This window comes from Bacillus thuringiensis, from assembly GCF_022095615.2.
Classification (GTDB): Bacteria; Bacillota; Bacilli; order Bacillales; family Bacillaceae_G; genus Bacillus_A; species Bacillus_A cereus_AG.
This window is the reverse complement of record NZ_CP155559.1, coordinates 2,386,770-2,409,649: the sequence shown is the minus strand read 5'-3', so window position 1 is coordinate 2,409,649 and position 22,880 is coordinate 2,386,770. Positions and strand designations below refer to the sequence as shown.

The window sequence follows — 22,880 nt, the reverse complement described above, 5'->3', positions numbered from 1 at the left end:
TGTTTCAACTCATCTTTTGATTGTGCTCTCTCCCACAATTTGCGAGAGAGTAGCACCTTTGATTTGTTACTCACCTTCAATCACGAAATCGCCTTGCCCGTCTCCTTCAGTTGACTGTTCCATTTCGATTGGATCCGCTTCGATAAATTCCGGTTCTTCCGTGATATCCTTGCGCACCACTTCGTCATGCTGTGCTTGTGATTGTACTTCGATGCTGATTGGTAAGTATTTAAACATGTAACGAACCACTGTTTTCTTCGCCATTTCATCATAATCACTTGCCCATGGACTATAACTAGAATTAGCAGCTGCTGAACGTTGACGGCGCTTTTCGATTTCACTCTTCGGCATAAATTCCATTTGATGTCCACCATCTTTGAAATGCGCGACTGCATAGGCCCCAATAAATTCACCACGTTCACCGAATGATGGCTTATGCTTTAACTGTGGATGCAAGCCAAGCTCATATTCGAACTCATCATTTTCATGCACTGCATGGGCGTAAATGCTTTGTATGTGACCAGAACGTCTTGCTAAATCAATCATCCCTTTGTAGCCGATAATGAACTGAACTTCCATTTTGTTTTGTTTTTTGTTTTTGAATGGTAATAGGTAGCAGTGACCAAGTAGTCCTGGTTCTAATCCTAATTGCACTGCTTGCATGACAGCCCCCATAAGTGAAGGAACTTCACATTCTAGTAATTTTGGATTTGTACGAATTGTTGTAAGTGCAATACGACTCATACGCTCCATACTCATGTGCTTTGGTAATACTTCCGCAAAACGTGGAGCCATTTTCTTCATATAACCTTCAACCAGTTTATCTGGTGTTGCAGGTGCGTTCGCCTTACGATTTGCTAATTGATTTTTCACCTCTTGATTAGTTGCCATTGTTTATTTCCTCCCTTATTTAACCGTGAATTTTCTTACTTGAGATTCTTTTGCATACTGCTCATATAAATCTGGATGATCCGCTTTAAATCGCTTGCTATCAAAACGATTTGTAGTGTGTGATTTCCAATACACTTTGTAGTTTTCAGTTCCACCAATTTCATTGGTGCCGAGCTTGGCTTTGATTTTGTTTTCGTACTCTGCCTTTTGTTCTTGGAGTACTTTAATTTCTCGGTCTACTTGATCACGAGCTTCAATGAGAAGTTCTTCTTGCTTACCTAAACTTACAAAGCTGTCTGCAATGGATTCTGGATATAAATGTTTAAGCAATTCTGTTGATGCATCCGAACCGTCAAACATCGGTGGTTCATTCTTCTCAACATTGTTGAGCCAAAAATCTTTTTCAATATCGATAAGGTACTGAATCAATTCCTCATCGCGTGCGATTTTTTTATGAACGAACTTATTACCACCGATTAGTACTGCAATCCACCACGCTTCATAGCCAGTTACAGCCATGTAATGTTGACACTGTAAGAGATAAGCTGATGGAACTTCTTCATCTTCCCACTCTTTTTTCAAATATTCCGACGCTGTTTTGCATTCAAGACCAATCTTTTCACCTACAATTAATCGGTCCACATTCGCTAACATCCACGGATATTCAGGATGCTGAAGGATTGCATTTCTTCGTTGTACTTTCAAATCTGTGCGCTTGGAAAATTCTTTTGCAACTACTTCTTCCAAAACGTTACCGAAGTATGCCGCTTCACTTTGTATATCTTCCTTTTCAATCGCTTGTGTTTTTTCAAGGAACACTTGAACTGCTGATTTCCATTTATTTAAACCTGCAATTGCAGAAACGTCAGAACCGCCAATACCTTGCGTACGTGCTTGCAACCATTGAGCGTGGTTCATATTGAGTGTATTTACCAATACTTTTGCTTGCATGTTCTATTCACTCGCTTTCTGTGATATACTAGCTCTAACTTATTTTTTTAAAGGGAACCCATTGCCGTGGGTTCTTTTTTATTCCCCTGCAACAAACCTCGTTGCATGCCGTTCTAAAAACTTTTCGGCACATTCTTCACAAATTAAACTTCCTTCGAATTCGTAATACGTCATCCCAAAGTACAATTCACCTTCACAATCGCTACAATAATGTTCGAATTGTTTTTTGTATGAGTCGTGTTGATTTCCTATTACAATTGGATTTTCTAACATTCAGCTCACCTCCTCACAAAGGGTAATATAATGGGCACGTTCAACAACTGATGCATTAACCCCCTGACTTTTCAACCGCCGAATAATTTCTAAGATGTTCTTACGATCTCTTTCACGCTCGTCATCATGCTTTTCTTTCGCTCGATATAGTGCTGCAAGTTCCCTTCTAGCTAGTCGTGCTTCTTTAATCCATGTGCAAAGTGCGATCGGATCATGTTGCTTTAACGCTTCAATTTGCATCGTATTGCAATACTTTAAAAATTCATCTAACGTTTGTTTCTTTTGTAAGTCCTTTTGTAAAACTGGTGCTGTAATGCTCATATTCTCTTCACCTTCCTTAATTTCTGATTTTCTTGCTTTAGCTGTTCGTTCTCGTTGATAAGCTTTTCAAATGTATCAAATAGCGCTACGCCACCCACGAATGACACAATAAACACCGCTGTGATAAAAAGACTGAATGTACTTTCAACCAACGTTTGGTGCCTCCTTTTGGGCTTCAAGCCATGCATCCAAATCTTTTTGTAAGAAGAGTAATTTGCGCCCTTCTCGGATAACCGGAAATTGCGGATGGTTTGCAAGTTCATATACTCTGCAAACTGCGATGTTAAGATAAGCAGCTGCTTCTTTTACTCGCAATACCTTGTTTGGTTGTGCTTGTAGTTGGAGTGAAGCTAATGCTGCTTGAATTTCTTCACGAACAACTTCTCGGATTGACTCTTTAATGATTTGATCTAATCCCATTTTGTTTTGCTCCCTTCTATTTAACTTAACCAACTCCAACTTAACTATTAGTTAAGTTTAGGGCAAAAAATTTTAATTGCATCTAGTTTCACTTTTAAGAAATCAGCAATTTTTACAATTAAGTCGTAATAAGGACGGCGTTTGCCATTTTCTATGTACCAATAGTACACTTCGGTAATACCAACGGCCTCAGCTACTTCCTTACATGTATATCCTTGTTCTACACGTAGCTGTTTTAGAGTTTTCATATGCAACTCCTCTCTTCCGTTTTTGTTGTTAATTACATAATAACTTAATCATAAGTTAAGTTCAAGTTTTTTATAAAACTTTTTTAAAAAATTTTACCTTTCCACTTAACTGATAGTTAATATATAATGACAGTGTAGCATAGTGTAGTGCCGTGTAGTGCCGTGTAGTGCCGTGTAGTGCCGTGTGTCACACTATAACAGTGATAAAGAAGAAATAACTTCATATAAAATAGATAAAATAAACTTGGGGTGTTTTAATTATGTTTATTCATGAAAGGTTAAAGTTGTTAATTGAAAAAAGAGGGATTACCCAACAACAATTAGCTGATGCAATTGGTGTTAGTCATGTTTCTGTTTATAACTACGTTGAAGGAAAAAAATCACCAGGTACACGTACACTTCAAAAAATAGCTAATCATTTAAAAGTTACTACTGATTATCTACTTGGGTTATCTGATTCGCCAGATTTAACAGCAGACCAAGATCTACAACTTACAAAAGAAGCTCAAGAAATTCTTCAAATCATAAATGATCTACCTGAAGAACAACGAAAAAAAGCATTAGAACAACTAGAAATGTTTGTGAATTACGAAAAAGCTAAAGGAAATATTTAATGAAAAAAGACTATCCGAAAAAATTAGATAGTCTCTTTTAAATTGCTTTTTCTCTTTCATGTTCACTTAAACAAATAGCTAATAATGTTTCTTTTGGATTATCTTCTTCTTGCAGAAGTAAAAGCGCTTTTTTTATCAGATTAACTTCCCCATCTTTACTTTTCATCTTCTCTTATCCCCTTATCGCTTTTGTTATTTTTTTACATAAATTTCTTTTTTGCTCATAAACCTAAAAAGGAAATCTCCCTTAAAACCACAAATGACACCGTCAATTAAGACGATGTCATTTTAAATTTATATATGTAAACCTATATTTTGTATCTTACCAACCGCCACCAGGGTCAACCATCATTTGCTGAACTACTGGTTTTGAGTCATTTGTACTAGGCTTTTCTTTCGCAGAATCAGTGTTAACAACTAGTGTAATTGCTAATAATAGTACAGGAATAATTGTAATTAATTTTTTCACCTAATCACCTCTTTCCGATGCTAATTATAACAAATATTCAAATTAAACCCAAGTAAATTTTCGGTAAATTCGAATAAAATATATTTCCTGATTTTTGACACATTAGTAGAGATTGTTTCATTAACTCTTCTCTTTTAGCTCCCTCATATGTTAAAGCTAAATAAGCGGTCTGTATGTCTGTTAATTCACCTGTAGAACTTTTTATTTGATTTAACATTTCCCTCGCTCCTGTTGTATTACCTTGTTTAATCATTAAATATGCCAGCTCACTTGGATGTACAACATCTGTTTCACTAATTTCTTTGTCATGGTGAATCTTTAAAAATGATAATGTATGTTGCACCATTTCTTTCTTCTTCTCTACAGCTTCAACCTTTCTATCACCAATCACTTGTAATGTTTTCTCTAGGTAATATTTTGAATACTCATATTCACCTACTGAGAAAACATACGATTCACCTAGCTTTAAGTACGCATTTACTTTTGGAAAAGAAAAAAAGTTATCCCACTCAAGATCATCTATTAATTTAATACAAACGTTTCTTGCTTCATCTACTTCTCCTCCTTGCAATGAAGTAACAGCAATCGCTTCTCTGTAACGTAATTTGAAGCACTCACGAAGATGTTTATTACTAATTTTATCAATTTTAGTTTCTATTGATTTCAGACGCTCATTTAAAGCCGTATAATTTCCTGTTTGATATTGCGCTTGACATAATAAAATTTCAGTTAACACTTCCATCTCAATTGTTTTCACTGATTTACTTTCTATATGCAACGCTTTATGATACAGTTTGGCATTCAACTCACCGATATATCGTTTATAAATAATCAGATATACACTTGCAAATTCTTTATTTTCAGACACCTTAGACTGTGCTTCACTATTTATTACTTCAATCAAAAGATCGAACTTACCTCTTAAAGCTAAGTCCTCCATCGCTTCACGTAAATTCTCTGATTTCGGATTTGTGACATCGATATAATTCTTTAATATATTCCCTTGTACCTGTATGCCTTTATTTAATAGAATAATTGTTTTAGAAAGAAAACCAAAACTAATATCTGTGTTACCTTTAAATACTTTTGTAACAGTACTTGGCTTAACACCCCAATGATCTGCTAGTTTATTTTTTCTTATACCAGCTACACATAATTCTTTTTCAATTTGACCTAGAGCTTTCCACATGCTTTGTCCCCCTTATTGGAACAAGACACACTTCCCTATCATGAAAACGCACCTTAATGATGAATTACATCCAAAAGCTGTGTTATACTAGCCGTATACGTTACGAAAACTCGTAACCGAAAGGCCCATGGCAAATGTTTTCCCTACTACAATTAGGGTTAAACGGTGTAAACGTGTTCCCAGCACAATTACACACGCTATGGGTCTTTTTCGTTCCGTCAAATTATATTATTAAGAATATTCTATCACAAATAAACCAAACATCTATTCTCTCATATTCTGAAAATACTTGAGAAAGTTGAAAATATTAATATACGCCTTGTTTTTTAACCCATCCAATAAAATATGCAATATTGCATTTGATAACCAGAATAGATATTTCACTGTTTTTTAACAATAAATGAAAACTCTACTCTATAACTGAATTTATTTTTATATGGTAAAATGTATCCATCGCTGATATGTCCAACTATGTAATTTTTATAGCAGCAAAATTACAACTAGACTTATACACCATGATTCAAAACAAAATGAAGGAGTGTTTTAAGTGAAAGGACATATTCGAAAAAGAGGAAATAAATATTGTATTGTGGTCGACATTGGACCTGATCCAGAGACAGGAAAAAGAAGACAAAAGTGGTTTTCTGGATATAAGACAAAAAAAGAAGCACAGGCTGATGTTGCGAAGAAGATTACAGAATTAAATGAAGGAACTTTTATAGAACCGTCTAAAGTTACATTAAAAGAATACCTAAACCATTGGCTAGAAATTAAAAGTATGAGTATAGAAAGGAGTACCTTTGTCGGCTATAGGGCATTTATCAACCAACATGTTATACCTAGCATTGGAATGGTCACGCTCCATAAATTAAATGTTATGCACATTCAAAAATGCTATAAAACTGCGATAGATAAAGGTATTGCAAACAATTCTATTCTGCTTATGCATAGAATATTAAAGAGCGCTTTAAACCTAGCTGTAAAACAAAATATTATTTCTCGAAATCCAGCTGCTTTTGCTGAGATACCGAAAAAAGAAAGAACCTCTATCCAGACTTGGACAGAGGAAGAAGTAAAAAAGTTTCTTTTGCATTCACAAGAATCACGATATCACATTGGGTATCTACTTGCAATAACTACAGGTATGCGTATGGGAGAAGTTCTAGGCTTACGATGGCAGGACGTTGATTTTGAAAAACACACCGTTACAATAAACCAAACATCTGGCCATGACAATAAAATTAAAAAAACAGCAAAAACAAATTCATCAAAGCGTACCATTCCTGTACCTAAAGAAACTATAGAATCCTTAAAAAGACATAAGCTTTTAATTAATAAAGAGAAATTAAGGTTTGGCTCTGCTTATCAAGATCAAGATTTAATTAATTGTAATGAGTTTGGAAGAATTATAAAAAAGGCACATTTCAGAAAGAGCTTCATTAGAGATACACACAAAGCGGGTATAAAAGAAATTAAATTCCATGATTTAAGACATACACACGCTACCCTACTATTGAAACAAGGAGTTAACCCTAAAATTATCAGTGAGCGATTAGGTCATACAGACATTTCAATGACATTAAGTGTGTATTCGCATATTTTACCGAATATGCAAGAAGAAGCTGTTAAAAACTTCGGTAAAAGCATCTTTGGATAACTTATGTTTGCAAAATGTTTGCATTTTATAAAAATAAGTCAAACAAACGTTGTTATATCAAGGTTTGTTTGACCTAACATCTTATATTCTTGATAAAACCTCCGAATTCCTATTGAAACATTTAATAACGGAATATTTTCGCCTCCGCGCGTGATACATTCGAACCGATATACATAGGCGAAATAATCTTGAGTTTTTTCATCTTTAATAGGCTCTGACATTGCCTCACAAATATTTTGTGATCTAAGAGGAGAAAAATATATATCTTCTTCGTTGATATTCTCTAATCGTACAGGTTGTTCACAAAAAATATGTGAAATTAAAGCGGGCACCCACTTAGAATATATTTCATTATCATGTAATACTGTTAAATTAGAAATTAAATCGTAATGCCATTCATATTTTGGCGACTCTATTAATTTATTAGGTTTCCAATCATGAATAATCTCATACCAACTTTGAAAAATATAATCAAGTTGTTCTTTTCTAATAGGTTCTTTAGATACAATACATGGTGTATTTTCATTTAATACATATGGATTATGCTGAATAAATAATATATCAGAAAACATATCATATAATCTTTCATTCAATCGTTTCAACTTACTCGTTAATAAAAATGTCTTATAATGTATCTCTACAATATCGAGCCATTCAATAGGAAAATATATAAATGATACACTTTCATTTAAAAGAGGTTCTGTTATATTTTCAAATGTTAACAACTTTAATTTTTCCATAAAATGATTACTTCCTTTCTTCATTTTTCTTGATTATCAAAAAACTAGAAAAATAATTACTTAATCTAATCAATTTAAATCAAGTATTTTAAAAGAAAAGTAAAAACTATTATTCAAATAAAAAATTATCAAAACTACTCTTTTAAAAATTAAAAGTAGTTATCATATACAGCACCTCCAAAATCGTTAATTTAATACATTTGAATTATACAATATATATAATGTATTGTATTTATCATTTACAATAACTTTACAATAAAACTAAAACGGTGAAGTTTTCCTTCATAAAAATTAAAGTTTTCTTCTGGGAAACGTTCAATTTTTATAATTTTTGTGTCAGTTAAACTATACTGATGACCTGGTCCAAGCTTCTTTCTGATAACTTGACTTGCATATGGTGCTAATAAAGTATTATAAGAATCATAAAACTTTTGATCATCAATACTTACTGCTTTGGTATCTAACGAATTTAAAAATGAAACTGCCATTACAATTCCAAAAAGCAAACTAATCACTTTACTTTTTAACATATACTCACCCTTAATTAATTTAGATACCCGTTAACCTCTCCAACATAAGAAATGACTATTCTTCATCCTTATCTAACTTCTTTTTATTCAATTAGCGTTTTTGTTGAATTTTCATTGAGTTTTCGTTGACCTTTTGTTGATTTTTTCTTCACATTTAAAAGAAACAAACATACGATATTGTATGTAGTCTCTCCGCTCATAGAGATCTACCTTTCTTATCGAAGAGCATGCTGATATGTGTGCTCTTTTTGATTGCATATAAAAACCTCACATACATTAGAAATATACATACATTAGAAATATACATACATTAGAAATATACATACAATAATCATGATTCATTATTAATCATTTTCTATATACTCCTTGGTCAAAGAGCGCCTCTCTCCCACGGCGCTCTTTATTCTTTAATGACAGGCTCCATTATTCCAAGTAAGGCATACAATATTAAAAATTCACTCGTAAAAATCTGATTACGATTTTCGAATTTTTATATCTCATGAGACATTTACCTACCTTACCAAGAGTGCATATACTAATGCGCTCTTTTTATTTGTTACTCAATAACGCTTTTATGAAATTTCATTGCCTAATTCCTCACTTGTCCGTTTCACCTTGTTTGACATTTACATTTACTATTAATAATACGTTTTTATTAGAGGTGAAATATGATGAATGAGTTCTTACCTTCCGTTTCTCTCAATCCTAGTTTAATCGGTCCGACTTTACCACCTATCCCACCATTCACACTACCGACTGGATCTACTGGTTTCACTGGACCAACGGGTGCAACGGGTGCTACTGGCTTTACTGGACCAACGGGTGCAGCGGGTGCTACCGGTCCAACAGGGCCTACTGGCTTTACTGGACCAACGGGTGCTACCGGTCCAACTGAGGTTTCATCTAGTACGATTTTTGTTGCAAATCGAAACTCAAATAATGTATCTGTTATTAATACCAACACTAACGCTGTCATTGCTACCATTCCTGTTGAGATAGCTCCTGTGGGAGTAGCCGTAAATTCTAATACAAATCGAGTTTATGTAGCCAATCAAGGCAGTAATACTGTCTCTGTCATTAATACCAATACTAATTCTGTTATCGCTACCATTCCTGTTGGAGCAAATCCTACAGGGGTTTCATTAAATTTCAATACTAACCTTGTTTATATAACCAATCCAAGTAGTAACGATGTGTCTGTCATTAATGGCAATACTAATTCTGTCATTGCTACCATTCTTGTTGGCTCTATGCCTATAGGAATTACAGTGAATTCCAATACTAACCTTGTTTATGTTGTTAACAATAACAGTAATAATGTATCCGTTATAGATTCGAATACTAACCTTGTTATTAATACCATTCCTGTTGGATTAAATCCTTCAGAAGTTGCATTAAATCCAAAAACAAATCTTCTTTATGTAACCAATCCAAGCGGTAATACTGTGTCTGTCATTAATGGCAATACCAATTCTGTCATTACTACTATTCCTGTCGGTTCATCTCCTTTTGGTGTACTGGTGAATTCTAAATTCAATCTTATTTATGTTGTTAACGATGATAGTAATAATGTGTCCGTCATTGATGCCAATACTAACTCTGTTATTAACACTATTCCTGTCGGCTCAAATCCTGTAGAAATGACAGTAGATCCAAAAACAAATCTTCTTTATGTGACTAACACCGGGAGTAATACTGTGTCTGTCATTGACTCCAACACTAACTCTATAATTGCTACCATTCCTGTTGGTTTATATCCTTTTGGAATTGATGTCCTAATTGATTAAAATTATTTATAAGCAAAATAGAATACCAAACTAATAGAATGACATTTAATCGCTTATACAGCACCCCTAAAATCTTTGTTTCAATACAATAACTTTACAATAAAACTAAAAAAGAACACCTTAAGTCGGTGCTCTCCTTACAAATATCAACCATTATGTAATTGAACATATAGATAACATGAATCCTCCAATTGAAATTGCTCCTAGTAAACCTAATACAAATCCTGTTAAACAAATACAATCAGCAAGACAAATGGAAGACTGCGATAATGGAACAAATGACCTACTTGTACTCGATCCATATTGTTTTATTTTCTCATAATTCAAATCTAACATGAAATGTAGACATGTTACACCATCCTCAATAGTATGTAGAGATTCTTTTTCTACTCGCTCCAATAATTTATTATTAAACACAACTGGAAGAGGATACTGCTTATCTAATTTCATATTTTGATAAATGAATTGTAAACGAGATAATAGATTATTTTTCTTTTTTTCAGATGTTACAGTACATTTCATGTTATTAAGTTCATTTAATAACATTGTCAATTCATCTCTTTTTCCGTATAAATCCTTAGCTATTTTTCTCTTTAGTTTGTACGAATGGATAATAGATTTAAATTCAATCATTTTAATACACTTCCTAATTAAATATTATTTACCCAATATTCTATAGATAATCAGTATTTTTTAATCTTATTTAAAATACACTCAAGCACCTTAATTTACTATCGATTAACATTACATGAACCTTACACAATTGTAATAATTTGATGAGCTACACACTAACTAAAAGAAATCAATCCTTAAATTAGACAGACATTTGATGGTAAAACCATAAGAAAAAAGCAATGATTAGATTTTAAATCTAATCATTGCTTTATCTATCCCATCTTGATTTACACCTATATATCTAATAGTTACTCTTTCACTTGAATGATTGAATATATCCATTAGCGATGGCTATATTCTTTGTCGCCATATACCTGTATAAAGCTAATGTTTTTTAATTGATAAATGTAATCAATATTCATATGTTACAATGGTACCAGTAGTATCAGAAGTACCATTAAAACAATTGGAGCAACCACCACAGCCACCACAGCCGCCGCAACCGCCACAACCAAAACAACCAAAGCAACCAACACAACGGAATCCTCCACAACGGAATCCTCCACAACGACCTCCACCACAACCGCCACAACGACCACAACCGCCACAGCGACGAACTGCATCTTCAATATAGTAATATGGATATTGGTTTTGCTGGTCCCAATACACAATATTTCCAGACCGGTAATCATTAAGGCTTAACGCTTGTAGTTCTTGTTGAAACTGATTCATTTTCATAACCTCCGTTTATAAAATATAACCTCATCAATGCTTCCCTATATTTCTGTTCGTTATATCTAAGTAGAAATAGCGCTATAAACTAAGTTCAATACGTACACCAACAAAGTATGACTTATCACTAGATGATGCACCTTGTTCATATACCTATTTTTAGGTTATTTTTTCCTTGGGCTCATTTTTATAAATTGAAAAAAGACGCACTTAGATTAATGCGTCTTTTTTCGATACTTCTTTTGTGAAATCATATATATAAGTATTATTCATACCTGCGAATAGCAATACCTCTTCACTTTATCCTATTACATTTTTCACTGCTGTATTCACTGGCCACTTTTCTAATGTATAAGCCATTTCCCAAAATGAATATTCATATTGACTGCTAATAATAAAATGTTGTTTCATTCGATTTCGGTCTGCCTCTGTTACTTTTTCAGCTATTGCATCTAATCGTGTAATTTGCTCTTCAACTAATATGCGGAACCAATCAGATCCATAAGCAGAAATCCATTCGTTATAAATCGGCTCTTCTGGTTGACACCCTTTTAAACGCTCACCAATTTCATAATACAACCAATAACAAGGTAAAATTGCTGCAATGATATCGCCTAAATGTCCTTCATACGCAGCACGATACATATGTGAAGTATATGCGTATGCAGTTGGAGCAGGGATAAAATTATCTTTTTCTTCTTGTGTAATCCCTAGTTTCTTCGCAAAATTCTCATGTAAGGATAATTCCGCTTCATATGTATTTTGAGCATGGTGTGCCATACGAGCTGTCGTTTCTAATTCCAGTGCTTTTGCAGCTCCTAAAGTTTGTACTCTAGCAAAGTGACTCAAATAATACGAATCTTGAAGCACATAATAACGAAAACTCGCTAAATCTAACGTTCCTTCACCAAGTTTTTTTACAAAAGGATGATTAAAACTAGCTTCCCAAATTGAATCTACTTCTTTACGTAATGATTGTGAAAAAGTCATTTAAATCCCTCCAATTATGTATAAAATTTAAGTATCTACCCACAATTATTAAATCTATAAAACAAAAAAACTTTCTTTACAGGCGTAAAGAAAGTGAAATTGACAGTATTTATTCATAAAATAGCAATGTCTTCCCACTTCCCTACGCTAGCATTAACCAGATCAGGTACTAAGAGTCTCAAATTTTCATTTGATCTCAGCCTATAATAGGCCCCCCTAGTGGATAAATATTTAATTTTCGTATTGTATTCATCATAACATACTTCATGTTACTGTCAAAAGTATTCATGCTACCGCTACTTAAAATCCTTCTTCTTTTCTTACTCTAAATGAAGTTTCAATAATCATATCTAATAGTTTGCTATAACTAATTCCCGCTGCTTCTGCACTTTTTGGCAATAAACTTGATTGTGTCATCCCTGGTAATGTATTAATTTCCATTACATATGGAATTCCGTCCTTCACCATCATATCAACTCTTGCATAAACACTACATTTTAATGCTTTATAACAAGCAAGTGATGCTTTATTTACACGTTCATTAATTTCTGCTGGAAGTTCGATAACTTCCTCAACTGTACTAGTATCATCATATTTTGCATTGTAGTCAAAGAACTCGGCTGCATGTCGAATTGAAACTATAGGTAACTGTTTTCCATCCAGAATAGAACATGTAATTTCATCACCTTTTATATACTTCTCAATTACTACTTCCGAATCCCATTCGAATACAGTTTCTAGCATTGAGATCAATTCATTTTTATTGTAAACGATTTTCACCCCGACACTCGATCCGCCAGAGTTTGGTTTTACCACTAATGGAAATCCTAACTTATCTAACTCATCAAGCTTTAGATCCTCCATTTTTGTAAGTTCAATCCAATCTGGTGTTTCTATACCTTCATAACGTAAAATCTTTTTCGAAATATTTTTATCCATACATATACTGCTAGATAACATATTACTTCCGCTATAAGGAATCCCTAAACTCTCCAGTGTTCCTTGAACTGTCCCATCTTCTCCGTATTTTCCGTGTAATGCGAGCAACGCAAAGTCAATGTCTTTCGCTTTTTCAATTAAATCCATTTTTTCATTTAATGTAATTGGGACTATTTCATACTTATTTTTATCTAAATGAGCAATCATTTCATTCCCTGTCATAATTGAAACTTGTTTTTCAGACGATACCCCGCCCATAATAACACCAATTTTCATTTTCTCAACTCCAAATTTCATTTTTTAATGTATCACCAATGATTTTGATTCCCTGAACTATTTCTTCTTCTTTCAAGCGTGAAAATCCTAATCGGAAAGTGTTCGCTCCTTCTCCATCAGAGTAAAAAACATCTCCAGGTGAAAACGTAACGCCTTTCTCATAACACCTTTGTAAAAGTGTGCGGGCATTCATATGCTCTTCTAGCTCTATAAATAAATGAAGTCCACCATCTCCAGTCATTCTTTTGAAAGGAATGTACTGATTACACGCGCCGACAGCTAACTCATATTTTTTCTTATAAACAGATCTTGCCTTTTTTAAATATTTTTCAAAATATCCTTCATGTAAATATTGAAATAGAACAGCTTGATCTAATGTAGATGTGTGAATCGTTCTAGCTCTTTTTACACTTTCTAAATGATGAATCAGTTCTTTATCTGCGATGATCCAGCCTACACGTAAACCAGGGAAAAGCACCTTTGAAAAGCTACTAATATAAATCACATTATTACCAGCGCCTGCGAAAGTTAATAATGGCGCTAAATGTGAACCTGAATAACGTAGTTCTTCATTAAATCCATCTTCTATAATAGGAATTTTATATTTTGAAAATAATCTCATCAGTTCCGTTCGTTTCTCTGAACTCGTAACAATACCGGTTGGATTATGATAGGAAGGAATTAAATACGCAAAATCAAACTCTTTTTCACGCAAATTTTTTTCTACTTGATTCGTATCAATACCATCCTCATTCATATTAATACCATGAACTTCAATGCCATGTAAGCGGAAAAGCTTTAGCGCAGCATGATGAGTCGGATTCTCACAAATAACCCGCCCTGATTTCTTCGATAACGAGGATAGTACAATATCCAATCCTTCTGTAAATCCATTTGTAATTAAAATATCTTTGTTGGATATATCTACACCTTTCATTTCCATATAATGAAGTAGATAATTCATTAACGGTCTATAACCTTTTGCGTATCCGTAGTTTAATACGACATCCCCTTCAATGGACATACGAGTAAGAAAAGCCCTTTTGAAATTTTCCACATCAAATAGCTTTTCGTCCGGAGCAATACTATTAAAAACAATCATTCCTTTTTCCCAGCGAACACCATGTTTCATTAAATCTAATTCATCCGCTAATAAGGTAATCGTATTAAGTTTATTTTTCCAATCTATTTCAACAGACGAAGTGTTCGATATATCGACCTTCGCAACAAAATTCCCTTTTCCTTTAACTGCATAAATGAGTCCTTCTTGCTCTAAATCCGCATAAGCAGCGAGTACAGTATTTCTGCTCACACTTAGTAAATCACTTAGTTCCCTCGTTGATGGAATTTTTTGATCCCCAAGCAAATGCCCTTTCATGATCATCTTTTTTAAATAATCTTTCAATTGAATATAAACAGGACGATCTTTGACAACTTTAAAATCTTTAAACAATTCCTTACCCCCTGCAATTATTTTTGCATATTTATTTCATTCTCAAAAGGTCCACGACATATGTATTTTTTATAAAGGGCGGTACGGTCTTACAAATCTTTTCGATATAAGTTAATTACATCTTTTAAAGCTGCAGCTGCTGCGCCTCGTGGATTAGAAGCCCCGCCAATTGTAGTAACTTGCCCCATTGTATCTGTAAAGAACGTAATTCCTTTTTCGGTCCCATTTACTTTTGCTAGCGGATGCTCTTTATCTATTTCGTGTGGTTTCACACTAAGAGCCACTTTTCCATCCTTATTCCTATATGCTGAAGCTATTAATTTAATATATTTATTTTGTTCCTTAGCATTTCGTATTTGCTGTTTTGTAACGTGCTCGATTCCTTTTATATGTATATCGGCAAGTGTATTCTCTGTTTCCATTAAGCTGTTTGTCAAAAGTAACAATTTACACGCACTATCTGAACCACTTACATCTAATATAGGGTTTGTCTCAGCAATTCCTTTACTTTGTGCTTCTTTCAATGCTTCTTCAAACGTAATATCTTCCTCATTCATTTTCGAAAGAATATAATTTGTAGTCCCGTTTAATATTCCTTCTATTTTTTCAATATGGCAACCAGCTAAACTAAATTGACCAATATCAAGTGTCGGTAATGCCGCAGCAGTTGCACCGCTATATCGAATTCGTACATTTGCGCCTCTTGCTGCTTCATTTATTTCTTTCCAGTTTGTAACAAGTGCGCCTTTTGAAATTGCAACTATATCCATTTGTTTCTCAATCGCTTGTTTCATATATTGTTTCCCTGGATTTCCATCTTTAAGATTGGTAACAGTTGATTCTACTAATACAGTACCATTTATCTCATTTGTTGCACGTTCCTTCGGATGATACTCTAAATATTTTTCAATTGCAGCGGTACCGCCACCATACATCAATAAATGGTGAATAGATAAGCCATCTTCATTATGTATTGCAATATTTCTCCCTAATACGCCACTTACAACTAAATGAATCCCATATGTTTTATATATATATGAATATTTTTCGTTTAATAATTTTATAAATTCTCTGCCTACTGTTCCATATCCTGATAATACAACTTGAATTTTCATAATATCCCTCCATATTTTTCTACCATATCCCTCTTTCAATATAATATAAAGCGCCCTCGAATTCCATCGAGAGCGCTTTATTATTACCTATTTCGGTAATCTTGATAGCTTTTCTGCAATTGTTCTATAAAACTCTTGAATGCTAGAAAAACCTAACGTGTCTGAAACACTAAGTCCTACCATATCAAGATGGTCCCAATTTGCTTTCGTTTCTATATGATTCCATTTTCCAATCTGTAAGGACTCATTACTATTTACAGCAGTATTAGAAGAGGGTGCAATCATAGAATTTGTATTTACTACACCGTCATTTTGCCACCAAGAAGTATCAACTAATGGACGATTTTCTTCATATCTTGCATAGGAACCTAAGAAAAATGCATTACCCATTAACACTTTATTCATCGTTATATGAGGCAGATGTAAACCTGTTATAGGTGCCGCTTGTGATGCATGTCCACTATAAGATAAGTAATAAACATCTGATTGCGTCTTTACCCAATTATTGAGCTCCTTTGCACCATCTGTACTTAAATCCCATTGACTTATATCCTTTGTATTTTTCCAAAGTGAACTATTTAGGATGCGATCAGTATATTGGAAAAAAGACTCTCCAGTATTCTTCTTTATACCCCATTGATCCAATTTAAAATCATATAACGATAAATTATTGTTTCCTCCAAAACTTGCAGCTGTAATGAGTAAATCTTTAACAAACGGCAGTAGAAGACTACCATCCGCAAGTGTTGTCCCATTGTGAGGAGTTGCTAATGTTGTAACACTATGAACGTATGATTTCTCGCCCTCAAATAGTGGTGATATTTTGGTGTTCGGGTAATTTTTTACATGATTTTTTTCTTCAAAACTGCCTTCTTTTAATAGCTGTACTAATGTTCTAATCGTTTGTCCACCCATGCTATGCCCAACTAAATGTACTTTATTTGTTTCATTCCAATTCGGCGTGAAACCACTATAAGTTCTGCCAAAGCGATTATGTCCATGTTTCTCAGCATGTGCGGCACCGTAGTCTACTGTACCGCCGTTAATTTGCGCATATAATTCACATGCACGATCCCAGTTGCTAGAAACAGGTCCAACAGCTGCGGTATGTACCGTATAACCATTGCGTTTCAAATCTTCCTGTATATCATGAACACCACCCCAATATTTAACCCCTAACATTTCCTCTCTACCCCACCCAGCAAATCCATTCACTAATATGATAGGATAATTATTTTGTTGCCTCTCTTCAGCGTAAATTGTTTTTGCTGTGAATAAAAACACAGTCCCTATTGCAAATAAACATATTTTCAATAATAATTTCCCCATGATTCCTCCCCCTAATAAACCGTTTACATTTTTCTATAAAAAAGAAAAACACAATTCGTTAATAACTTAAACATAATGTAAAGTATTTTATATACATTGTATATATAGAAAACATACACAAATGTTGATAAATATTAATTCAAGTAAGCAATTACTTTTTACAATACAACTTGTAAATCTGATTATTTGAATTTATAATTAGTTATAGTTTCCTCATGATATAAGGATTTAAAAATCATAAGAAAAATAATTTCAATACTTGAAAAGGAGGGAAAAGCATGCAAATCGGATCAAACATCCATACATTATCTCAACCTACTAAAATAACTCCATCTAATCTTGAGCATAATACTATCTCTTCTACTAAACTTGAAGGTAAGAAAGCAAATGATCCTATCAAATTCGAAATTCGTTCATCTGAAAAAGACATGAAACAGCCTGAGCATAAATTTAACGAATTAGATTTATGGAAAATGTTAAAAGATAAAGGTGTTCCTTTATGGATCATCCTTGAAATGCTACAAAAAGTACGTAAAGAAAAGGAAGCTCAAAATAATTCAATTCAACATTCAAATACGATTGAAGAAACGAATGAGACCCATTTAAATGAAATAATGTAATAAACGGACCTATAAACTAAAAAGAGTTCGAGGTTGATAAAGTTTCTATCAACCTCGAACTCTTTTTTAAGATTTTTCTTCAATTGTTACAAACTGAAAAGATACTTCTCCTTCCAAACCTTTAATTAGCTTTTTTGCTTTAACATTTTCATTAACTAATGTATTATCTGTCGACATTTTAGGCTTTTCGTCACCTAGTGATTGTTTCAAATGAAGAAGGTGCATTTTCGTTTCATTTGCCTTTATTTCTTTATACACACTATTTCTTGATACCATTACATACCATTGCGTTGGATATTTACGAGTGTTACCTATCCAAGCGTCACTATCGTATGAAACAGGAATCTCTTTTCCTTCTAATTCAATACTTTTCATACTCTTTTCATCTTCATGTGTAAACAACAGCGAGCCCTCTTTCGGGAATTCCGGTAACTTATCTATTAGTTTTAAATTGGATCCATTATCTCGTTTACGAAAAACATTTGCTTTAATCATCGCTTGTGCAGTAGATTCATTTAAAATTAATACTTGGCCATTTCCAAATTTACCTTTTTTCACAGAAAACACTTCATTTTCTTTTGTAATTTCTTGATAACGATTAATAATTGGCGAAGTTTTATTCTCATCCCCAATGATTAATAAACCGTTTGCAGGAAATGGATTTTCCGTTTTAGTGCATGCACTAAAACTTATTAAAAATACTATCGTTAACATAAAAATAGTTAAAGTTCTTCTCATCGCGTTTCCTTTCATCATACAGTTCATTTTTTCACGTACTTTTGTGTAGTCTTACAAGCTACTATACTCTATTGCTCCATAACCTTATACAGCTTTTGCAGATAACGCCAACGGGTTATAAAGAAATATAAAACTTGTATACATATAAATGAAATTAAAATCATGATAGAACTATTTAAAATAGAAAAGTCTACTAATTGTTGTAATGCCATATAAGCAACTACAGTATGAATTACTGCAACAATAATTGGTAAGAAGAACATTAATACTAACTGTCTCGTTACAACTTTTTTTAATTCTCGTTTACTTAATCCCATTTTCGAAATCATTTTATATTGCTGTTGATCGCGATCCAAATCTGTATATAATCTGAAATAAATAAAACTAGCAGCGAATGTAAAGAAGACGATTCCGACTAAAACACTTGCCATAAGTAATAGCCCATTCGTTTGCTTTGCACTTAACAAGTCTATAGTTAAAGCTCGAAATTGGAAATTACCTTCTCTCATATCTTTCTCGAATGTACTAATTAATTCGTTTGAAATTTTCTTCGTTTTCATCCAATCGTCTACAACAAATCCGTAAGTACGAAATGGACTATCTTGATTAACTGGGTCACTAGTTAAAGGTATTCCATCATATACCTGATCTTGAACAGCGATATAAATAGTTCTAGAATCATGTGGTAAAACTAAATTTTCTACAGCTTTTTTCACATGAAATGTCTTTGTCCAGTCACCTTGAATGACTTCTATATTCTTTTTATACTCGCCATTTTTAAATTCTTGTTTTTGTGCTACGACTCCAGGAATTAATAAAATTTCATCTTCTTTTTCGATTGTTTCTTGTTGATAACCTAGTGCTTTAGCAAGATCGTTATATTCACTTAACTTCATTACTTGTACGCCACTTTCTGTGTAAATATCTGAAGATGAAGCCATTCGATACGGAATATTAGCATCAGAAAGGTGTTTTTTTATAATAGAAAGATTTTTATTTAATACTTTGTCGTTTTCAAAACTTCCATACAAAAAGGTATAGGGATTTGTCATCCTTACCAAATCCCTATTTCCAATTGCAGCTGTTGTACCAATCGCTGTAAATGCAACTGCTGAAACAATAGATACTATAAAAAACATCGTTGCATTATCTTTCATACGGTAAATTAATTCAGAAAATGTTAATATATTTGTTCTCTTTAAAAAGAAAGATTCACTCTTTTTCGCAAGATGCAATATATAAACGCTACACTGTGTATATAAAAAGTACGTTCCTATAATTACTAGGATCACACCTATTCCAAGCGTAATAAAATTGGAACTTGGGATGAAACGAAATACTGAAAAATATCCATATCCTATACTAATTAAAGAAAATAGTGATAATAAAATTGAAGATTTCGGTTCAGGTTTTGGCTTTTCCTCCGCTTGAATAAGTTCCACAAGTTCTGTTACTTTTACCATTTTAAATGTAAAAAGTGAAACGATTAAAAACAAGAAAAGGAATGTGATAACTGTTAAAAATACAGCCTGCACTGGTATATAAAAAGGTAAACCATTATTAATCATTAATACACTTGCGCTTATCAATAAGACTAGTTTAGAAAATATGAGTCCAATGAAAATCCCTATACAAATTGAACCAAGTCCAATTAGCATATTTTCAATTAACAATAACTTCTTAAGTTGTCTCATTGACATACCTTGCATCATTAATATGCCAAATTCTTTCTTACGCGTCTTTAAAAATGAACTGACTGAATATAGAATGAAGAAAAATGAAAATACAAAAATCAAGCCTTGCGAAACTGAAAATCCCAATGTACCGTATGCACTTATTGTTGCACTTGTCGATTTTAATTCCCCTTGTAAATCAGGGTGAAATAATAAAAGAGCATACGTGAAGAAAATCATAATAGAAAATGCACTACTCAAAAAATGAGCTGCATATGTACGCTTATTACGAAAAATATTATTACATGCGAACTGACGAAAAGTCATGCCTTTTCCCTCCTAACAAAGAAAGGACATCCATAATTTTTTGATAAAACGCTTGCCTGCTTTCGCCACAATAAATTTCATTATATAGTTGACCATCTTTAATAAAAATTACTCTGCTGCAAAAGCTCGCTGCATACGGATCATGCGTTACTAACATCATCGTTGCTTTTTCTTCTTTATTAAGCGTATCGAGCATCTCCATTACATCATTTGAAGATTTAGAATCCAAGTTCCCTGTTGGTTCATCCGCAAGTAATAATTGCGGCTTATGAACAATCGCACGAGCGATTGCTGTTCGCTGAGCTTGCCCTCCAGATATTTCAAATGTTCTTTTATTTAATATATCTGTAATACTTAATTTCTCTGCAATCTCTTCCACTCGTTTGTTCATTTCTTGCACAGAAACACCATCTAATGTCATAGGCAATACGATATTTTCTTTTACAGTAAGTGTGCTAAGAAGATTAAATGATTGGAAAACAAACCCTAGCTTTTTCCGGCGGAATAACGCTAATTCTTCTGATGATAATTGAAAAGGATTTGTACCATTAATTATAATTTCTCCCGATGATGGAGAATCAATAGTAGATACCATATTCAATAACGTTGTTTTCCCGCTACCTGATGGACCCATAATTCCTACAAATTCACCTTCTTGAATTGATAAATCAATATCTACTAATGCTTTATAAGGTACTTTCCCTTTATATACTTTACTAATACTTTTTGCCTGTAAAATTTCCATTTCTATTCTCCCTTCATTTCCACTGCTCACTATAGAGTGTAAATGAATTGTCTTACAGCTCATATTGATTCATCTTTCATTTATCTTACACGCTTGTAAGATTTCTAAAAAAACTGATAACAAACCTATTCTCAATCTATAAACAAAGCATATCTATCTTATAATATTTGCATATTGGTTTAAATTACAATGCTATTTTCTAATCTTTATTTTAGTAATAACAAAAGACCGATTTTTTTATCGGTCTTTTTGCTTTCAAATATTATATTTTTAACTATTGCATTATTTGAAGCATATTTGAGTTACCCATTAAATACTATTTCACTTGATAATACCCTCTGCAAAAAAATGAGTTCTTCGGTTTCATTGCAATCAAAAACGAATTGTAAATATCTGAGGCGGAAATGAATGTGTTTATCCAACATATAAATAATAAAATTGATTTAATATTTCCTGATACAAAGAAAGACATCATGGCAGGAACTACCGATAATACAATAACAGGCAAGCTCATAAAGACCCAAAATCTAATTTTGGATAAGGTTGCATTTGTATTTAGCCAAAAGAATATCCCACTAAATGTTAAGCTAATATCCCCTTTTTTACTTATTACTAAAATGTGTAGACATTCGTGAATGATGAAGACTAGGATACCTATTATGATAAGATAGAATATATTAATATGAGTGAAACTTGTTTCAAAAAAATAAGGTATCATAAAAATGATAATCTGAAGTAAATATACAAACTTCATATAATGTTTTTGGTACCAATTATTCTGTATAAACGGCGTCCATTCTGAATAATCCATACCTATTTGTGGTAAGTGACGAAACCAAATAATAATATGTGTTCCCCTCCCTCATTTAAACTAATTCCTGGCTTAAAGATTTAATTTACTAGCAATCAACCGTAAGTTTTATATGCAGCTCTTTAATAGACTTACCGGCATTTTTTGTTGACTAAGACCAAATTCTTCTTTATATCATCCCATTTTTCCCCTTCCATTCTTCTAATTGAGCTTAAAGTAATTCGTTTGTAGGATGATTTGAGTAAGAAATTTGTATTATCATTGATACACGAATTCGACAAAATATTCCAATTCCCTTTTCATAAATGATTTTTCAAACTGGTTATCACATGTACAGCTTGATCTCCCTATTTTGTTGAACAGCAATTCCATCAAAATGTCCTTACAATTGTATCCTTCATATGTTAACAGGTATAAAATGCATGTA

Annotated in this window: 27 protein-coding genes, 2 pseudogenes and 1 riboswitch; of the genes and pseudogenes, 5 read left to right on the top strand and 24 right to left on the bottom strand. The window is 33.0% G+C overall.

Annotated features, from left to right (window positions below; genetic code table 11):
* Window positions 1-66: 66 nt before the first annotated feature.
* The 7 genes from recT to KZZ19_RS12340 form a co-directional block, all read right to left on the bottom strand.
* Window positions 67-891: a recombination protein RecT gene (recT, locus tag KZZ19_RS12370; protein WP_237981781.1), complete on the bottom strand. Its 825-nt coding sequence runs from the start codon at window positions 889-891 to the stop codon at window positions 67-69.
* A 15-nt stretch (window positions 892-906) separates the two neighbouring features.
* On the bottom strand, window positions 907-1,842 hold the full coding sequence (locus KZZ19_RS12365; protein ID WP_237981782.1) for a YqaJ viral recombinase family protein: 936 nt from the start codon (window positions 1,840-1,842) through the stop codon (window positions 907-909).
* Window positions 1,843-1,920: 78 nt separating this feature from the next.
* The gene (locus tag KZZ19_RS12360; RefSeq protein ID WP_237981783.1) at window positions 1,921-2,115 is read right to left on the bottom strand and encodes a hypothetical protein; all 195 of its coding nucleotides are present in this window, start codon (window positions 2,113-2,115) and stop codon (window positions 1,921-1,923) included.
* Window positions 2,116-2,436 (bottom strand): hypothetical protein, encoded by a 321-nt coding sequence (locus tag KZZ19_RS12355; protein ID WP_237981784.1) that lies wholly within the window; start codon window positions 2,434-2,436, stop codon window positions 2,116-2,118.
* Window positions 2,433-2,588, bottom strand: a complete 156-nt coding sequence (locus tag KZZ19_RS12350) for a hypothetical protein (RefSeq protein WP_237981785.1) — start codon at window positions 2,586-2,588, stop codon at window positions 2,433-2,435. Before KZZ19_RS12350 ends, KZZ19_RS12355 begins: the two co-directional genes overlap by 4 nt.
* On the bottom strand, window positions 2,581-2,856 hold the full coding sequence (locus KZZ19_RS12345) for a helix-turn-helix domain-containing protein (protein ID WP_237981786.1): 276 nt from the start codon (window positions 2,854-2,856) through the stop codon (window positions 2,581-2,583). Before KZZ19_RS12345 ends, KZZ19_RS12350 begins: the two co-directional genes overlap by 8 nt.
* Before the next feature lie 47 nt (window positions 2,857-2,903).
* Window positions 2,904-3,104: a helix-turn-helix domain-containing protein gene (locus KZZ19_RS12340; protein ID WP_098537861.1), complete on the bottom strand. Its 201-nt coding sequence runs from the start codon at window positions 3,102-3,104 to the stop codon at window positions 2,904-2,906.
* Between the two features lie 260 nt (window positions 3,105-3,364).
* On the opposite strand from KZZ19_RS12340, the gene KZZ19_RS12335 reads away from it, so the two are divergent.
* The gene (locus KZZ19_RS12335; protein WP_237981787.1) at window positions 3,365-3,718 is read left to right on the top strand and encodes a helix-turn-helix domain-containing protein; all 354 of its coding nucleotides are present in this window, start codon (window positions 3,365-3,367) and stop codon (window positions 3,716-3,718) included.
* A 37-nt stretch (window positions 3,719-3,755) separates the two neighbouring features.
* Here the strand turns inward: KZZ19_RS12335 and KZZ19_RS12330 are convergent, their stop codons facing one another.
* The 3 genes from KZZ19_RS12330 to KZZ19_RS12320 all read right to left on the bottom strand — a co-directional run bounded on the left by KZZ19_RS12330 (window position 3,756) and on the right by KZZ19_RS12320 (window position 5,376).
* Window positions 3,756-3,884 (bottom strand): hypothetical protein, encoded by a 129-nt coding sequence (locus KZZ19_RS12330; protein ID WP_265413125.1) that lies wholly within the window; start codon window positions 3,882-3,884, stop codon window positions 3,756-3,758.
* Between the two features lie 156 nt (window positions 3,885-4,040).
* Window positions 4,041-4,187 carry a hypothetical protein gene (locus KZZ19_RS12325; protein WP_000733986.1) on the bottom strand — a complete coding sequence of 49 codons (147 nt, stop codon included), beginning with the start codon at window positions 4,185-4,187 and terminating at the stop codon, window positions 4,041-4,043.
* Window positions 4,188-4,224: 37 nt separating this feature from the next.
* On the bottom strand, window positions 4,225-5,376 hold the full coding sequence (locus tag KZZ19_RS12320; RefSeq protein WP_237981788.1) for an AimR family lysis-lysogeny pheromone receptor: 1,152 nt from the start codon (window positions 5,374-5,376) through the stop codon (window positions 4,225-4,227).
* A 547-nt stretch (window positions 5,377-5,923) separates the two neighbouring features.
* On the opposite strand from KZZ19_RS12320, the gene KZZ19_RS12315 reads away from it, so the two are divergent.
* Complete coding sequence (locus tag KZZ19_RS12315; RefSeq protein ID WP_237981789.1) at window positions 5,924-7,033, top strand: tyrosine-type recombinase/integrase; 1,110 nt, start codon at window positions 5,924-5,926, stop codon at window positions 7,031-7,033.
* Between the two features lie 38 nt (window positions 7,034-7,071).
* Here KZZ19_RS12315 and KZZ19_RS12310 read toward each other — a convergent pair whose 3' ends face one another.
* Together KZZ19_RS12310 and KZZ19_RS12305 are read right to left on the bottom strand one after the other, a co-directional pair.
* Window positions 7,072-7,773, bottom strand: a complete 702-nt coding sequence (locus tag KZZ19_RS12310; protein WP_237981790.1) for a pPIWI_RE module domain-containing protein — start codon at window positions 7,771-7,773, stop codon at window positions 7,072-7,074.
* Between the two features lie 239 nt (window positions 7,774-8,012).
* Window positions 8,013-8,303, bottom strand: a complete 291-nt coding sequence (locus tag KZZ19_RS12305; RefSeq protein ID WP_237981791.1) for a hypothetical protein — start codon at window positions 8,301-8,303, stop codon at window positions 8,013-8,015.
* A 668-nt stretch (window positions 8,304-8,971) separates the two neighbouring features.
* Here KZZ19_RS12305 and KZZ19_RS12300 point away from each other — a divergent pair.
* A pseudogene (locus tag KZZ19_RS12300) lies at window positions 8,972-9,271 on the top strand (exosporium leader peptide-containing protein); the annotation flags it as partial.
* Window positions 9,272-9,307: 36 nt separating this feature from the next.
* Entirely contained in the window at window positions 9,308-10,090 is a 783-nt protein-coding gene (locus KZZ19_RS12295) for a YVTN family beta-propeller repeat-containing protein (RefSeq protein ID WP_322349769.1), read from the top strand.
* Window positions 10,091-10,243: 153 nt separating this feature from the next.
* On the opposite strand, the gene KZZ19_RS12290 is transcribed toward KZZ19_RS12295, so the two are convergent.
* The 8 genes and pseudogenes from KZZ19_RS12290 to KZZ19_RS12255 all read right to left on the bottom strand — a co-directional run bounded on the left by KZZ19_RS12290 (window position 10,244) and on the right by KZZ19_RS12255 (window position 17,539).
* A complete protein-coding gene (locus KZZ19_RS12290; protein WP_237981793.1) occupies window positions 10,244-10,723 on the bottom strand; it encodes a homoserine dehydrogenase in 480 nt (159 codons plus the stop codon).
* A gap of 225 nt (window positions 10,724-10,948) precedes the next feature.
* Window positions 10,949-11,078, bottom strand: a pseudogene (locus tag KZZ19_RS12285) (site-specific integrase); the annotation flags it as partial.
* Window positions 11,079-11,116: 38 nt separating this feature from the next.
* Window positions 11,117-11,437, bottom strand: coding sequence for a heterocycloanthracin/sonorensin family bacteriocin (locus KZZ19_RS12280; protein WP_237981794.1), 321 nt, complete (start codon window positions 11,435-11,437; stop codon window positions 11,117-11,119).
* A 300-nt stretch (window positions 11,438-11,737) separates the two neighbouring features.
* Complete coding sequence (gene tenA, locus KZZ19_RS12275; RefSeq protein WP_237981795.1) at window positions 11,738-12,427, bottom strand: thiaminase II; 690 nt, start codon at window positions 12,425-12,427, stop codon at window positions 11,738-11,740.
* A 122-nt stretch (window positions 12,428-12,549) separates the two neighbouring features.
* A riboswitch (TPP riboswitch) is annotated at window positions 12,550-12,655 on the bottom strand.
* A 72-nt stretch (window positions 12,656-12,727) separates the two neighbouring features.
* Entirely contained in the window at window positions 12,728-13,642 is a 915-nt protein-coding gene (locus tag KZZ19_RS12270; protein ID WP_237981796.1) for a D-alanine--D-alanine ligase, read from the bottom strand.
* A 4-nt stretch (window positions 13,643-13,646) separates the two neighbouring features.
* A complete protein-coding gene (locus KZZ19_RS12265) occupies window positions 13,647-15,095 on the bottom strand; it encodes a PLP-dependent aminotransferase family protein (RefSeq protein ID WP_237981797.1) in 1,449 nt (482 codons plus the stop codon).
* A gap of 89 nt (window positions 15,096-15,184) precedes the next feature.
* Window positions 15,185-16,210 (bottom strand): homoserine dehydrogenase, encoded by a 1,026-nt coding sequence (locus tag KZZ19_RS12260; protein WP_237981798.1) that lies wholly within the window; start codon window positions 16,208-16,210, stop codon window positions 15,185-15,187.
* 87 nt (window positions 16,211-16,297) lie between these two features.
* Window positions 16,298-17,539, bottom strand: coding sequence for an esterase/lipase family protein (locus KZZ19_RS12255; RefSeq protein WP_237981799.1), 1,242 nt, complete (start codon window positions 17,537-17,539; stop codon window positions 16,298-16,300).
* 278 nt (window positions 17,540-17,817) lie between these two features.
* Here KZZ19_RS12255 and KZZ19_RS12250 point away from each other — a divergent pair, with 278 nt between their 5' ends.
* On the top strand, window positions 17,818-18,159 hold the full coding sequence (locus KZZ19_RS12250) for a DUF3914 domain-containing protein (RefSeq protein WP_237981800.1): 342 nt from the start codon (window positions 17,818-17,820) through the stop codon (window positions 18,157-18,159).
* Window positions 18,160-18,225: 66 nt separating this feature from the next.
* Here KZZ19_RS12250 and KZZ19_RS12245 read toward each other — a convergent pair whose 3' ends face one another.
* The 4 genes from KZZ19_RS12245 to KZZ19_RS12230 form a co-directional block, all read right to left on the bottom strand.
* Window positions 18,226-18,897 (bottom strand): lipoprotein BA_5634 family protein, encoded by a 672-nt coding sequence (locus KZZ19_RS12245; protein WP_237981801.1) that lies wholly within the window; start codon window positions 18,895-18,897, stop codon window positions 18,226-18,228.
* Window positions 18,898-18,965: 68 nt separating this feature from the next.
* Window positions 18,966-20,897, bottom strand: coding sequence for an ABC transporter permease (locus tag KZZ19_RS12240; RefSeq protein WP_237981802.1), 1,932 nt, complete (start codon window positions 20,895-20,897; stop codon window positions 18,966-18,968).
* Window positions 20,872-21,642: an ABC transporter ATP-binding protein gene (locus KZZ19_RS12235; protein ID WP_098342407.1), complete on the bottom strand. Its 771-nt coding sequence runs from the start codon at window positions 21,640-21,642 to the stop codon at window positions 20,872-20,874. The genes KZZ19_RS12240 and KZZ19_RS12235 overlap by 26 nt, the downstream gene beginning before the upstream one ends.
* Before the next feature lie 316 nt (window positions 21,643-21,958).
* Window positions 21,959-22,453: a DUF3267 domain-containing protein gene (locus KZZ19_RS12230; protein WP_237981803.1), complete on the bottom strand. Its 495-nt coding sequence runs from the start codon at window positions 22,451-22,453 to the stop codon at window positions 21,959-21,961.
* Window positions 22,454-22,880: the final 427 nt, after the last annotated feature.